This window comes from Nostoc sp. NMS7, assembly GCF_017115085.1.
In the GTDB taxonomy this organism is placed as follows: Bacteria; Cyanobacteriota; Cyanobacteriia; order Cyanobacteriales; family Nostocaceae; genus Nostoc.
This window is the reverse complement of sequence record NZ_JABXKJ010000228.1, coordinates 1-14,032: the sequence shown is the minus strand read 5'-3', so window position 1 is coordinate 14,032 and position 14,032 is coordinate 1. Positions and strand designations below refer to the sequence as shown.

At 41.2% G+C, this 14,032-nt stretch carries 19 protein-coding genes; 11 read left to right on the top strand and 8 right to left on the bottom strand.

From position 1 onward, the window contains the following. Positions 1-71: 71 nt before the first annotated feature. The 4 genes from HWQ38_RS28520 to HWQ38_RS28505 all read right to left on the bottom strand — a co-directional run bounded on the left by HWQ38_RS28520 (position 72) and on the right by HWQ38_RS28505 (position 4,470). Positions 72-1,499 carry a toll/interleukin-1 receptor domain-containing protein gene (locus HWQ38_RS28520; protein WP_292800631.1) on the bottom strand — a complete coding sequence of 476 codons (1,428 nt, stop codon included), beginning with the start codon at positions 1,497-1,499 and terminating at the stop codon, positions 72-74. 151 nt (positions 1,500-1,650) lie between these two features. Continuing rightward, complete coding sequence (locus HWQ38_RS28515; RefSeq protein WP_292800630.1) at positions 1,651-2,478, bottom strand: pentapeptide repeat-containing protein; 828 nt, start codon at positions 2,476-2,478, stop codon at positions 1,651-1,653. Then, on the bottom strand, positions 2,475-3,797 hold the full coding sequence (locus tag HWQ38_RS28510; RefSeq protein WP_292800629.1) for a pentapeptide repeat-containing protein: 1,323 nt from the start codon (positions 3,795-3,797) through the stop codon (positions 2,475-2,477). Before HWQ38_RS28510 ends, HWQ38_RS28515 begins: the two co-directional genes overlap by 4 nt. 88 nt (positions 3,798-3,885) lie before the next feature. Further along, positions 3,886-4,470, bottom strand: a complete 585-nt coding sequence (locus HWQ38_RS28505; RefSeq protein ID WP_292800628.1) for a hypothetical protein — start codon at positions 4,468-4,470, stop codon at positions 3,886-3,888. A gap of 68 nt (positions 4,471-4,538) precedes the next feature. Here HWQ38_RS28505 and HWQ38_RS28500 point away from each other — a divergent pair, with 68 nt between their 5' ends. From HWQ38_RS28500 to HWQ38_RS28465, 8 genes are all read left to right on the top strand, one after another. Further along, positions 4,539-5,324, top strand: coding sequence for a hypothetical protein (locus tag HWQ38_RS28500; protein WP_292800627.1), 786 nt, complete (start codon positions 4,539-4,541; stop codon positions 5,322-5,324). A gap of 79 nt (positions 5,325-5,403) precedes the next feature. Then, complete coding sequence (locus HWQ38_RS28495) at positions 5,404-5,655, top strand: hypothetical protein (RefSeq protein WP_292800626.1); 252 nt, start codon at positions 5,404-5,406, stop codon at positions 5,653-5,655. Next, positions 5,642-5,938: a VVA0879 family protein gene (locus HWQ38_RS28490; protein WP_292800625.1), complete on the top strand. Its 297-nt coding sequence runs from the start codon at positions 5,642-5,644 to the stop codon at positions 5,936-5,938. Before HWQ38_RS28495 ends, HWQ38_RS28490 begins: the two co-directional genes overlap by 14 nt. A 2-nt stretch (positions 5,939-5,940) precedes the next feature. Next, positions 5,941-6,396 (top strand): hypothetical protein, encoded by a 456-nt coding sequence (locus tag HWQ38_RS28485; protein ID WP_292800624.1) that lies wholly within the window; start codon positions 5,941-5,943, stop codon positions 6,394-6,396. A gap of 3 nt (positions 6,397-6,399) precedes the next feature. After that, entirely contained in the window at positions 6,400-6,621 is a 222-nt protein-coding gene (locus HWQ38_RS28480; protein WP_292800623.1) for a hypothetical protein, read from the top strand. Next, positions 6,618-7,301 (top strand): hypothetical protein, encoded by a 684-nt coding sequence (locus tag HWQ38_RS28475; RefSeq protein WP_292800622.1) that lies wholly within the window; start codon positions 6,618-6,620, stop codon positions 7,299-7,301. The genes HWQ38_RS28480 and HWQ38_RS28475 overlap by 4 nt, the downstream gene beginning before the upstream one ends. Then, the gene (locus HWQ38_RS28470; RefSeq protein ID WP_292800621.1) at positions 7,298-7,897 is read left to right on the top strand and encodes an alpha-ketoglutarate-dependent dioxygenase AlkB; all 600 of its coding nucleotides are present in this window, start codon (positions 7,298-7,300) and stop codon (positions 7,895-7,897) included. Before HWQ38_RS28475 ends, HWQ38_RS28470 begins: the two co-directional genes overlap by 4 nt. A 117-nt stretch (positions 7,898-8,014) precedes the next feature. After that, positions 8,015-11,281, top strand: coding sequence for a plasmid replication protein, CyRepA1 family (locus HWQ38_RS28465; RefSeq protein WP_292800619.1), 3,267 nt, complete (start codon positions 8,015-8,017; stop codon positions 11,279-11,281). A gap of 49 nt (positions 11,282-11,330) precedes the next feature. Here the strand turns inward: HWQ38_RS28465 and HWQ38_RS28460 are convergent, their stop codons facing one another. The 4 genes from HWQ38_RS28460 to HWQ38_RS28445 form a co-directional block, all read right to left on the bottom strand. Then, positions 11,331-11,714 (bottom strand): type II toxin-antitoxin system VapC family toxin, encoded by a 384-nt coding sequence (locus HWQ38_RS28460; protein ID WP_292800617.1) that lies wholly within the window; start codon positions 11,712-11,714, stop codon positions 11,331-11,333. Beyond that, the gene (locus HWQ38_RS28455; protein ID WP_292800615.1) at positions 11,711-11,908 is read right to left on the bottom strand and encodes a hypothetical protein; all 198 of its coding nucleotides are present in this window, start codon (positions 11,906-11,908) and stop codon (positions 11,711-11,713) included. Before HWQ38_RS28455 ends, HWQ38_RS28460 begins: the two co-directional genes overlap by 4 nt. A 237-nt stretch (positions 11,909-12,145) precedes the next feature. Further along, a complete protein-coding gene (locus HWQ38_RS28450; protein ID WP_292800613.1) occupies positions 12,146-12,655 on the bottom strand; it encodes an SRPBCC domain-containing protein in 510 nt (169 codons plus the stop codon). Then, entirely contained in the window at positions 12,648-12,989 is a 342-nt protein-coding gene (locus HWQ38_RS28445) for a metalloregulator ArsR/SmtB family transcription factor (RefSeq protein ID WP_292800611.1), read from the bottom strand. Before HWQ38_RS28445 ends, HWQ38_RS28450 begins: the two co-directional genes overlap by 8 nt. Before the next feature lie 53 nt (positions 12,990-13,042). Between HWQ38_RS28445 and HWQ38_RS28440 the strand changes: the two genes are divergently transcribed. The 3 genes from HWQ38_RS28440 to HWQ38_RS28430 form a co-directional block, all read left to right on the top strand. Further along, a complete protein-coding gene (locus tag HWQ38_RS28440; RefSeq protein ID WP_292800610.1) occupies positions 13,043-13,258 on the top strand; it encodes a hypothetical protein in 216 nt (71 codons plus the stop codon). A gap of 31 nt (positions 13,259-13,289) precedes the next feature. Further along, on the top strand, positions 13,290-13,691 hold the full coding sequence (locus HWQ38_RS28435; RefSeq protein WP_292800608.1) for a hypothetical protein: 402 nt from the start codon (positions 13,290-13,292) through the stop codon (positions 13,689-13,691). A gap of 47 nt (positions 13,692-13,738) precedes the next feature. Continuing rightward, a partial coding sequence (locus tag HWQ38_RS28430) for a hypothetical protein (RefSeq protein ID WP_292800606.1) occupies positions 13,739-14,032 on the top strand: 294 nt, incomplete at its 3' end.

Genomic DNA, 14,032 nt, shown 5'->3' with positions numbered 1-14,032 from the left:
TTTAGGCATTTATTTTCCATTTCGCTCAATTTATACCCTTATTGTGTAATCTATTGAAATAAATTTATAGTTTACGTCGTATTAAGAAGGCAATTACCTTTTACTTGTATTAAAGCAGGTTCCTGATTGGTATAAAACTGCTTCCTTTGCCCACGAAACTGAACAGATAGCGTATTGTTATTAATTAAAGTCAACTTTAGCTCTAATATATGTTCAACTATGAAAGTCATTTTTAAATAAGAAATTGCAAGAAGACGTGCATGAATTAAAAATATTTGTATTTTTTTATTAAGAGTTTTCCATAAATCTAGAAAAATACACTTTTCTATTTTAAAAGAATTATTGTAGCCTTGTATACAATAATTCAGTGTACAATGTTCTTGATTATTTTTCGTAAGTATAGGCGATTCGTTAAGTAAAAGAAGACGCGCACGCAACTCTGCAATCTTATCTGCACTAAATCCGTTAATATTAATTTCTGTAAAACTATCTATTTGCCCTTGTGAATATGGTTTTAGAGTTAGAGTAAATCTATTTTTACCGTTTACAGATTTTACTAAAACACTTTCTATCTGCATTATGTTTGCATCATTTTGATAAGCATAAATAATTTGTTTTTTATTATAATGGTCTGGTTGTAATCTACGTAAAACTGCTTCTTTTTCGGTATCAGTAGATAAAATATTGAGTACAATACTTTGATCTGTTTGAGTCTCAACCAATTCTGTTTTAAATAAATTATTGTTTAGTAAAACCCAAGCGCCTGAATTATTAATAGTTCTTGCTTTATTTTTTGAAGCTCCGATAGTAGAAGTTGACTTAGCTTTCCGCCGATTAGAAGCTGGATTTGATTCGTTTACTTTAGTTATTCCAGAACTTGGCAGTTTTACATTAGTAGGCTTATTACTAGGTATTACATTTGTAGTCTTACTTTTGGAAGTAGCAATATCTAGGTTTGGATCTAAATAAGTATTTGGCTTTTTACTAGACTTTAAATTTTCTTGCTGTGATTTTGTTTTTTTAAGAGATGGTTTAAGTAAAGTAGGTTGGCTAGTCAATTTATTTTGCTTCTTTGTTTGTTTCGTTTGTCTAATAGCTAACTTAAGCTCTTCTATAGCCCTTTTATCATTTATACCATTAATAAAATTTATCCATTTATGTTCTTTAAGGAATGGTAATTCTGGCGGAAATCCAGTAACACCTGGTAGTAATACGGGAATAACTAAAATACTCCTTTCAATACATTGTGTATACAAACTTCTTAATTCTACTGTCTGCCATCTTCCTAAGCCGTTTTTGCCAATGAAGATAATAGTAGATTTAATGTGTAAAATTATTCTTTGAATTTCCTCTTGTATAATTTGACCGGGTAGAATCGCATCTTCATCTAGCCACGGCTTCAAACGCCCTCGTCTGAGCTTCTTTGCAATTTCTCTTACAAAAACCTTGTCTAGACTATTGTGCGCTAAAAATACATCAAATTCAAGCAGGTTATTCATTAGATAAAGTTATACTAAAACTTTCACTGCATAGCCTTAGTGTAGCAGTGTATTTTTTGGATGACAGTATAAATTTAAGCTAACAAGCTAATATTTAACTGAATAACAGTACATAACTATTACTCTTATCTAAATCTTTTTTCTAATCAAGCTATTCTTGCCCTCTAACAGCTTCCTTACGTTTTCGCTCTAATAGCTCTTGTGCCATGCTCTCAGCAGGACTAATAACCATTTGTTCAAAGTTTTGCATTAAATGCTCAAGATTTTCATAATAAAAATCATCAAGAATCGAACGATGATTGACTCTAAGATTACCTATAGAGACAGCAATATTGCCTGTTCCTTTCATAAATAGCGGTTGAATCGGTACAGAGACGTTTCTTGCAATATGGGGTACTTCTTCAAGTACAATTTTCGGATCGGTAAAGTCAGCAATAATGAATTTTGATATGTGAGCTAAAGTGGCAACTGTTTCTATAAAGTCATGAGATTGCGGTTTAGTAAAATCAAAAATAATTGGTACATATCCAAGTTCACGTAGCTTTTTACGAATTGCTTGTAAAACTTCTAGCCGTTCTGGTGTAAATCTACCTAAAATTAATACTGCCTTTTGAGCCACAGTATCAATTACATTCCGTATTTTATCATTTTTAAGTATTAAATAGAGAAACTGAGCCAATTCAATATCATCAATTATTATAGATACTTCATCATTTGGTTTAATAATTAGGTTTGCTTGAATTGTATTTGTTAAATTTAAATCCCATGCTGATATTCCCAAAATTGAACATCCTGTAATATTAGCATTTTCAAGATTAATACCTACTAAGTTAGCGCCTACAAGAAGGGCATTGCTTAAATCAGCATTGCTAAGATCACCCCAACTTAAATCAGCCCAACTTAAGTCCGAGTTAATCAAATTAGCATAACTAATACTTGCAAAACTTAAATCTGCTTTGTAAAATTTTGCGAAAGTCAAATCAGATCTATTAAGATTTGCATTTGTAAGTCTAGATGAGCAAAATTTGTATGGCTTGAATTCGCATTTGTAATATTAGATTTGACAAGATATGAATCTTGAAAATCGGCTCTTGAAAGATTTGAATTTTCAAAATTTACCTCATTTAGATTTGCTTTTAAAAGTTTTGCGTTGTTGAGGTCTGCATTACTAATATCTGCATTACTCATATTTGCCAAATTGAGATTTACGTAGCTTAAATTAGCTCTAATTAACTTGGCTTCCACAAGTCTTGCTTCTTGAAAATTTGCTCCACTTAAATTTGCATCAGTAAGATTAGCCTGGGTAAGATTAGCAAAGTTTAGCTTTGCTCGGACAAGGTTTGCTGCATTTAGGTTTACTCTCTCTAAATCGACTCCGCGTAAATCTGCTCCTTCTAAATTAGTATTTTTGAGATCCACTCCAAAAAACTTTGCCTTTGTCAAATCAGCATAACTTAGATTTAATCCGGCTAAATTGGCTCCATTAAGATTAGCTTCAAAAAGTTTTGCTTCACTAAAATTTACATTAGTTAAATTAGCACCTAGTAATATTACCCTTGCTAAATCCGCTTGATTAAAACTCGCTGAATCAAGGTTTGCATCTATAAAAACTGTTTCACCAAGTTTTGCTCTAGTCAAATTTGCTTGAGTAAGATTTGCAGTGTTAAAATTTGCTCTAAAGAGATTCGCTTGACTTAAATCTACCCTAATTAAAATAGCACCTTTAAAATTAGCATTTCTAATATCTGCTTCCAATAATGTTGCTTCAGTAAGATTAGCATTAGCAAAATTGCCTTCAAAAAGATTCGCATTATTAAGTTTAGAACCTATTAATACTGCTTTAGTAAAATCAGCTGCTTGTCCATTGCATTTAGCTGATGTTATGTCTGCATTTATCAGGATAGCTTCATTGAATTTAATACATGATATTTCTGCCTCTCTAATTGTAGCTCCTGTAAGGTTGGCATTACTAAAATTTACCTGGAAAAGATTCGTGCTATCTAAGTTTGCATTAATGAGGATTGCTTGACTAAAATCTGCACCTCTAAGGTCTGCACCAGTGATATCTGCATTAGTTAGATTCGCTCCCTTTAATTTTGCTCCTATAAGATTAACTCCTCTTAAATCTGCATTAGTTAAATCTATGTTATTAAGCTTTGCTCCTTGAAGATTAACTCCTGACAGTTCAGGCTTTATTTCTTGATATTTCTTTCTCCATTTATTCCATTCTGATGTGCCTTTATTAATTACGGCAAAGTGTCTTGGATTTAAAATTTTATTCAACTCTCTCTCAACCATTTAAATTTCGTTTATTATAAAGCTTACTTAGTAAAATTACAAAGGCAGTTAAAATAATAACATTTTCCAACACTAGGATCGCATGAAGTTAATCTATAACCCTGTACTCTTTCTCTATCAAACCCAACAATTTCTCCTCCACCACAGTCAAATACGGTCGCTTCAACTCCCCCAGATGCTTCAGCACAGCACGGGCAGCCTCTTCCAAGTTCTCATGTTCCCGTAACCGACTGATGCGATCGCTAATCTGCTGCATCTGCTGACATTCCGACTCCAGGTAATTGAGAGGCTTCAAGTGGTCAATTCTCACAGTGTACTTTCCATCCCACATTGTGACTGTGCAACTGAACTCACCCACATGGTTGACTATCCCCCAGCAGCCACCTTTGCCCCTGAGTTCGGGATTGTCTTTTGCAAGGATTTGACAGACTTCCCCGATTTGGTAGGTATTGGGTACTTTGGTTCGCTCTATTATACGCTGCACAACGTCTTTGACGATCCGGTGTGAGGGTACTTTCCCGTTGGCAGACTCTACAGCTTGTTGCCATGCTTCGGGTTGAAGCTCTGATTCTAGTTTAGTTAACGGTCTAACTTGCCACTCATTAGTCGGCAAAATGTGATCGTTCCGATCACATTTTTCAGCCAAGTTATCAAAAACAACAGCCGCATCCATTAAAAGATAAGACTGACGACGGCTGTGGCCAAACCTATCCCGACAATATTCCTCAAACGTGCGGTGGGTTGAACGGTATAGCTTGCGATCGCGAACGCTGTAAGGATTATTGGATTAGTGCGATCGCTAATTATCAGTCAAGCAAGATTCAGAAACTTACCCCTGCTGCCCTCGACAACCAAGCCCTCGCTCAAGCTGAACTCGACAATTACATCGCAACCCAAGCCCAAGCCGTAGCTCCCGAACCCCTCACAATAGTCGAAATCTCGTTTTGCGATCGCAAATATTACGCTGGTGATGAACTGGTAGCCAGCATCAGCTATGACGACAACCACTTAACGCAACGCTGGGTAGTCATGGTCAACGATAAAGAATTATTTCGTGCCAACACTCTAATGCGTTGCGATCGCTTCATCTGCACTCATTACAAAGATGGCTCATTACCTGTGCAGGAGAAAGAAGCAACACCCCCCACGACCGAAAACCGAATCATGGCGCATATCTTCAACGAGTGCCAGAATTACGGCTTTGAAATTCTTGATGATGGGATTTATACCCACGATACTGAAGACGGCAAACTACGTAAATTGGGCGAAGTCGGATGCACTGATGGTAACTGGTGGGTGAAGAGGCGTTATTCAGGTCAGCAGCAGTATTCTAACTCTGTGTTTGATGCAGTGCGCTCATTGTCGATGGTGGATACATCGCTGGCTGAACCAGTTCACAAATACTTGCAATCCCGACCCTTAGAGCAACTGACTACTGAGGAATTACAGCAGCTTTTCAACCATGAAATGCGATCGCAACTTCAAGAATTAGTCACAGTAAAGGTTAACAATAATGAACTGCCTTAACTGTGGAAGTCAGGAAATCTATCGAAAGAACCCACAAGAAAAAGTAGTCTCCTGTGAGCGCTGAGGTTATTCCTGGGAAGTGAAACAAGCCAAAAAACCGTTACTGCAAACCAAAGTTTATATGAGTCGAGGGCTGATGAGAGGGAGCCATTATGTTTCGGTTTGGTTTTGCCCAATGGACATTTCACGATACTCCTTTGCTCTAAATTATGGGGGTGGAGTTTGTATGTTAAATGAGTTTTCTGACGACCCATATTTGAGTGGCAGTTATGAAACAGTCGAACAAGCATTGTCAGCAGGAATAAGAGAGGTGGAAAATGACGCGAGATGAATGGCTAAATCTTGGACAAACACTATTTGGTAAAGACGTAATGCAATGGAAATTCAAATGCCCATACTGTGGTCATATTGCTACTGTTGCGGATTATAAAAAAGCTGGCGCATCAGAGTCTGCTGCTGGATTTTCTTGTGTTGGGCGATGGATGCCAGTTTGTAAAGAGGCTTTCGATGATAAGGATAAGCGTAAGATTCCTTGTAATTACGCTGGCGGCGGATTAATTCAAATTAATCCCGTTGATGTTGATGGAATTAAAGTTTTTGAATTTGGGGTTTAAATATGGAACTGGGATTATTTCAAAAAGATGCACTCATTGAAAAACTGGCAAAAGCCTTTTATAGAATCCAAGGTTATGTAGTTAGACAAGACTACCGAATGCAAGATGCAACTCATCCGGCTGAGAAAGCTTGTGTAAAAATGGCGTTCACTGCTGTTGAAGAAGTAGAATTTGCGCTTGCTGACGACGGCGATACAGAAATTATTACTTGGCAACAAGGGCAATCATTGAGTGAAAACCGCCAGTATTACTTCTGCAAATATGAGGATTTTACTTTAACTCTTCTGACTTCGCCACAAATCAATACGACCTGTGTAGAAGTTACCCGTGGAAATACAAGAATTTACGTTTCTGAAAAAGAAATTACTAAGGAGCAAGCAACCCAAGAACTCCAGGATTTATTAAGCACACTTGCTGCACAGCTACAAACTTTAAGCCGAATTCAGTTTCAGGAGTAATTTATGAAAGTCGTAGTTCAAGTAGTTGAAAAAGTTATTAGCGAAGCGCATATCTATATCCCTAATGGGCTTACAGAATCAACCATCAAACAGTACATTGTTGACCGCTATAACTCTGGTGAAATGACCCCAGATTTAAACATCTTTCAGGTTGACTTTGAATCGATCAGCGCAACTATTGTCCACAATCAGGACTCTGTAGATATTCAGGAGGAAGCAGCATGATTGTGACACTAACTCCACAAGTTACTATTACTCCAAGCCAAACAGTAACCCGACATCCTCTCAACTTTTACGAGTCTCCTTCATGGTTTACAACTGAACTACTGCGCCATGTTCCGTTATCTGGTGTGATTGGTGAGCCTTGTGTGGGGATGGGGGCGATCGCATCTTTACTCCAAGCTTGGCCATACACCGAAAGAATCTGGACTAACGATGTAGATGCGAATAAACCAGCAGATTATCACCTAGATGCAACACTATCCCAATCATGGGACTCTTTGCCAGAGTGCGATTGGATCTGCACTAATCCACCATATTCGGAGTTTGCTGCACCAATTATCAAGAATGCCTACCAGAAAGCGCGTGTAGGTGTCGCTGCTTTTTTACTTACCAGCTTTCTGGAACCTTGTGATGATCGTGCGGATTTCTTACAGCAGCACCCGCCGTCACTTGTTCTAATCATGCCACGCTTCTGCTTTCGGAAAGACAAACGGGGTACTCGTTGGGCTACCGATAACGTTACCATCTCATGTTTTGTCTGGGATAAACGCGCAATAGGGCAACAAATTATTATTCGTCCCAAGTCGGCAATCGCTGGGTTTTACAAGAACCCTGAGCAGGCGATTTCGCCTGAACAGGCTTTTGAGATTGTACGGGCGATAGCCCACGGGAAGTATTTATGAAACAGATGTCACTTTTTGATGAACCTACCACTGTTTTACCAGTCAGTTACTATCCAGAGTTTCTGAGCAAGGAAGAAGCTGACAAATTATATCAGCATTGCCAAGAACTGCAATGGAAACAAAATCAAATCAGGATGCTGGGTAAAACGATGCCTGTGCCTCGTTTGGAATGTATTTACGGGGATGAGGGCTGTGATTACCTTTACTCCAAGAGCGTACTACTTAAACCACTGCCTTGGACACAAGAACTTGCCCTGTTGCGTGACTTGATTACAGCTGCCACTGGCTACAAGTTCCGCATTGTCATTGGAAATCAATACCGCAGTGGCCAGGATTCAATCGGCTGGCATTCCGACAATGAACCATCAATGGGATTTAACCCAGCGATTGCATCTCTGAGCCTGGGGTCATGTCGCAAATTCCAAATCAAAGCCATCGGCGGCAGACCAACCGACTTCTGGCTGGAGCATGGCAGTTTGCTTGTGATGCACCCAGGCTCCCAATCTACACATCTGCATCAGGTTCCGAAAACAAACAAAGTAGTTAGCTCGCGTTTTAATCTGACTTTCCGACCACATACCGGGGGACAGAGATAACACTCTAGCTGGCGTGTTGACCATTTCATAGGCAGCGCAAGCTCTCACAAAAAGCTGAACCGGCGGCACAGACTCAAATGCCGCTCCATTTCCATGCGTCAAAATATCGGAAGAAATATGCGTGTAATCGAGTCTGATTCTCAAGCTAAACATTTACAAGAATGGCGGGACAGTGGAGTTGACGAAGAAATCTTTCATCTGAATGTGCGATCGCTCTACGGGACAACACCCTACGAATATCTTCTCTACAGTCCCAAAATCTCCCGTCGCAATGATGGGCGGCTCAGAGACAGGGACTTGAAGAAATACCAGCACATTGAACTAGGCGGCTGGTGGTGCAGTGGCGTTGACCCCCTCAATAACTACGTCCTGATGATGTGGGGCTGTTTCAAACCCGACCACCCCCGACGTAACCGCCAAAAAATCCACAAATTCATCAAATACGAACACCCATACAGAGAAGAGACACGCGCTTTTTTCCTCTTAGTGCCGAATCGCATTTGGGTAAAAGTGTCCAATCGTAGCGGTATTCCCATCACAGAAGAAGACCTACAGCATCCTGGTGGGTTCTGGCACTGGGTTGTAAAGCATAATGTGCCAGTCACAATTGTAGAAGGTGTCAAGAAAGCGGGGGCATTATTGACTGCTGGTTATGCTGCGATCGCAATTCCGGGAGTAAACGCTGGATACCGCACCCCCCAAGATGAGTACGGTACTGCCATCGGTAAACCCTCTCTGATTCCCGACTTGAAACATTTTGCAACACAGGGAAGACAGGTCAACATTTGCTTTGACCAGGATACCAAACCTGAAACAGTCCAGCGAGTCAGAACTGCTATCAGTCGCATGGGACGGCTGCTGGTAAATGAGGGTTGTTCGCTACGAGTAATTGATTTACCTTTTGGGCAAGAGAAAGGGGTTGATGATTTTATCGTCGCCAAGGGAAAAGAAGCATTTGACGCACTGTATAATACAGCCGTTGAACTCCAATTGTGGGAGATTAAGCTGTTTACTCTGTTGACTTACCCGCCAGCGATCGCTCTCAACCAAAGATTCTTGGGTCAGTTAATCGTCCCCGAAGGCGAAAAACTGATTATTCTCAAGGCTCCCAAAGGTACTGGTAAAACCCAATGGTTGTCTACTGAGGTGGCGAAGGCGCATGATCAGGGGCGTAGAGTATTAATTATCACCCATCGGATTCAACTTGGAGAGGCATTATGCGATCGCTTTGGAGTGAATTATGTCACAGAAGTTCACGGCTCCGAAATAGGGGATTTGTTAGGCTACGGGGTATGTGTGGATTCACTGCATCAGGAGAGTCAGGCGCGATTCAATCCCAATGACTGGGCGAATGATGTCATTATTATTGACGAGTGCGACCAAGTATTCTGGCATTTACTTAACTCTGGTACGGAGGTAGCCAAGCGTCGGGTATCAGTTCTCAAAAACCTTAAGCAACTGATCCAAAATGTTTTAGGCAGCGAACACGGAAAAATCTATTTATCTTCTGCTGATGTTTCCGATACTGATGTCAAATACGTTCTTTCTCTTGCTGGAGAATATCGTGTTAATCCGTTTGTAATCGTCAACAATTATCGGGATAGTGCTGGCAACTGTTACAAGTATTCTGGCAGTAACCCGAAGAATCTCATCGCTGCACTAGACAAAGCCATTGCTAAAGGTGGGCATCATCTACTCTGCTGCTCTGCTCAAAAAGCAAAATCCAAATGGGGAACCCAAGCACTTGAGGAACGGTTTCGGCGTAAATTCCCACACCTGCGGATTCTGAGAATAGACAGCGAATCTGTTGCTGACCCCTCTCATGCGGCTTTCGGCTGTATCGCTCACCTGAACGAAATTCTTACCCAGTACGATTTGGTTATCGCCTCTCCAAGTTTGGAAACTGGGGTATCCATCGACATTCAAGGACATTTCAGCGCTGTTTGGGGGATTTTTCAGGGTGTGCAGCCGGTTAACTCTGTGCGTCAGATGTTGGCACGCCTCCGAGAAACTGTTGACCGTCATATCTGGGTGAGAGAGTGGGGTATGGGTGTTGTCGGGAATGGCTCTACATCCATCGGAGGATTGCTTAGAAGTCAACACGTCGCAACACAAGCGAACATTGCGCTGTTGTCGGCGGCGGATAATGACGATTACAGCTTTGTTGACCAGAACTTCCAGCCGGAGTCATTACAAACCTGGGGCAAGCGTGGTTCTGTAATCAACGTAGAGATGCGGCGCTATCGGGAATCGGTGCTTGCGGGGTTGGTCGAGGATGGTTACACCGTTATTGATGCAATTGATGCATCGGATGATGAGACTGGGGCAGTAATCGAGTCGGTTAAAGCGGCATCTGTTGAATTGTATGCTGCGGAGTGTCAGGCGATCGCGGATTCTCCAACCATCTCTGATGCCGAACTCAAGAAGCTGCAAGACACAAGGGCGAAAACCAAAACTGAACGACACCAGCAGCGCAAGGCTGAATTGTCCCGTCGCTATGAAGTTGAAGTTACGCCTGATTTGGTCGAGAAAGATGACGATGGGTGGTATCCTCAACTGCGGATGCACTATTATTTGACACTGGGACGGGAATTTCTGACGAACCGTGATATTAAACGGGCTAAGGCGCAGTTAGAATTGGGGCAGAATTCGATTTGGAAACCAGATTTTAACAAGGGGCAGATGTTGTCATCGGTGCTGTTGTTAGAAGAACTGAATCTGTTGCAGTTGCTTACGCCTGGGGAACGGTTACGCTCTTCTGACGAGGCAATGCAGGAATTTAAAGCACTGGCACTAAAGCATCGGTATGTTATCAAGAATTACCTGAATGTCAGTATCTCGGAAAAACTGACCCCAATAGCGATCGCACAGAAACTACTTGCGAAGATTGATTTGAAGTTAGACTATGTTGGTCGCTTGGGCAAGCGTGAAAATCGGGAGTGCGTTTATCAATTCGTTGCCCCTGATGATCAACGTGATTCGATTTTCGGGCAGTGGTTAAATCGAGATGAAGCATCAAACCAATTCGCAATTGATAATTCGCAATTCGCAGTTAAAACAATTGCGAATTGCGAATTGCGAATTGCGAATTGTTTGGTGTCAGGCAGCAATAATATAGTCTTTGCAACACCACTCAGTGACACAGCACCACATACCCCAGAAAATATCGCGATTCTTGGATGGAAGGGGCTGATGGTGAAAATGCAGCTTGGGCTAAATAGCGCTGGTTCATTCTACAGTGAGTTAGTCTCAAAAGTTGGCTCTTCTGTTGGTGTTGCTGATGGTGAGCCTTACTGGAATGGGTATTTGGGGCAGTGGCAAGTTTGGGTTAAGTTTGGGAGCGGCTGTACGTCTGTGGTGTGCGATTGGTTGGTGGGGGTTTAGAGATCGAATAGACCGTCGCAGACATTGCCCTGACCAAATTCTCCCTACCTTATTTAATAAAAGGATTTTGAATTTTTAGTTCAGCAATCCCTTGAAAATCATTAGCATTTCTTGTAACCAAAAATGCGTCTTTATGTAGTGCAGTAGCAGCAATAATTGCATCAGGAAGCTTAATTTTATACTGTCGTTTCAATTGGATTGTCTGCTCTTCAATCTCCCTTAACAAGGGAACTGAGTAAAACTGGGATAGTAAATCTCTGATCGCTTGCTCTTCTTCTTTCTCTAAGCCGGCAAAACTTAATAATTCTATGTGGATAATCGGTGAGATCAGAACTTCGTGCAAATTGAGAAATTCTTCTGTAAAAAATGAATTAACTGTTGGTTCATCCGCAAGATAATAAATAAAAATATTTGTATCATATACGTATCTCATCCGTCCCACTGCTGACGTACAGCATCTAAATGAGCCAGCATGGCTTCTTTTTTATGCTTTAAAAGCCCTTTAGCTTGAGAAACTTTTTTATAGTTTTTTTCCCAATCTAACAGCATTGATTCTGGTATATCTACTGTAATTGAATCTTCATCTTGATATATAAGATAATGTTTTGGTATTTTAATTATTGGCACAGTTAGATTCTCTTTTTTCTCAGATTTATTGGTTTGATTATAACGGATTTGTTTTAATTATTATCAAACTTGATGACTGTCAATATAACCGTTTAAGTCAGCAAACCCGTGTCCGTACATAAAACTGTGGTCTTGTGGTTCATTGTAGGTTGCTCCACCGGCGGCAAGTGCTTCTGAGCAACCATCGCATCAACTTTTTCTCGGCTTGATGAAGATAAACATACAAGCACCTTATCCCTAAAGAGAGACTGAAGCTTTTGCCAAAAACTCATCTAGGCAGTCAAAAGTGGAGTTCCACCCTTCGATCACACCCATCTGTTCATGCTTACGTCGATCCTCAATAGACTCATGCATAATCTGGAGTGTGAGTTTGGTATTGCCATCTAAATCCTCGAAAATGGCTGTTACAACCATTCCCTTTGGTAAATCAGCATTTACGACTTTTTCAAAGCCTTCATCAAATTCATCACTGGTAACAATCCTCTCAAAGGGTACGATTTCGCGAAAAACACCTTTGGCCGGGTACTCCTTGCCGTCTGGGCCAGTCATCACGTAGTGCCATTTCCCACCTGGACGCACATCCATCTCAATCACACGAGTTGTGAAACCTTTTGGCCCCCACCACTGCGTTATGTGTTTGGGGTCAGTCCACGCTTTAAACACAACTTCGCGCGGCGCTTTCAAGATGCGAGTAATGACGAGCTCACGTTGGGATTGAGCATCAATGGAATCCTGAATGTTACTCATCTTGTTCCTCCTGGGTTTGTAATTGTTGCAGGTAATCATCAAGCCTAGAGAGCCTCTGTTCCCACAATTGACGATATTGCTCAATCCAATCCGCCGCCTCTTTAAGCGGCTGTGCTTTAATCTGGCAAGGTCGCCATTGAGCTTCGCGACCCCGCGAGATCAGTCCAGCACGTTCTAGCACCTTTATATGCTTGGAAATTGCAGGAAGACTCATCTTAAAAGGCTTCGCTAACTCACTCACCGATGCCTCACCCTTGGCAAGGTGAGCCAGAATTGCACGCCGTGTAGGATCGGCTAGGGCAGCAAAGGTAAGGCTCAGTTGTTCGTTAGACATTTTTATTTAACCTAATGGTTAATTAACTACTACGTTAAATGTACTATTGAATCATGTCAAGCCCCCACTTAAGGGAAATCCAAAAAATAAAATGCCCATTTGGGCAATATATACAGGACAACATCAAGGAGTACAGTATCGTAACGGGAGCAACACCTAATGCCGCAGTTGTTCTGTTACGCGCATTACACAAAGGACAAGGGGTGATTGTTTCTACTTTTCCGAAAAAGAGGAATCGTAATGTGATTAACATTATAGAAAACTGTTAAACGACACCTTACACTGCACTTGGAGAAACTAATGAGACACTTTACCCTATTTACTTTTCTGTATCTAGCAGCAGGAGTTTGCCTAACGGCGATCGCACTTGGGCATCCTGACATCACTCCAAACCTTAAAACAACCCTGCTAGTTAATGCTGGAGGGTTATACCTTGTCTCTGTCCTAAGTACCTTTCAATTTTGGCGTCAAGGCGTACTACGGAACCAAGCGAGACTGCGCGATAAACCTGCTTGGCAACGGAATTTTCTCATGATCGCACCTTGGCTCATCATTGCATTGACGCTTGTTACAGCCATCCCCGACCTGCTGAATCACAACTGGGCGACCTCTGCGATCGCTAGAGCATCTGTAGGGCTACTGCTCATCCTGGTAAGTGTAGAACAACTCTTTATCAGAAGCCAAATTCGGCAAGAATCCTGATTACTAGACATGCAGTACAGAGAGAAGAGAGAGCGATCACTGAGAAGTTGTTGGAGAAAATTGACTTAAAACTGAGTTATGTAGGTCGGCTTGGTTCACGAGACAACCGGGAGTGCGTTTATCAGTTTGTTGCCCCTGATGACGAGCGTGATTCAATTTTTGGGCAGTGGTTAAATCGGGATGAAGCATTTCAAAATGAGTTGGTGTCAGGCACTAATAATATAGTATTAACCACGCCAGTCATTGACACAACATCACACTTAATCCCCAAAAATTCTGATTTGGTGTTGTTGATGGAGACTGGGTTTTTGTTTCTGGTACTACGGGTTTTGATTACAGTT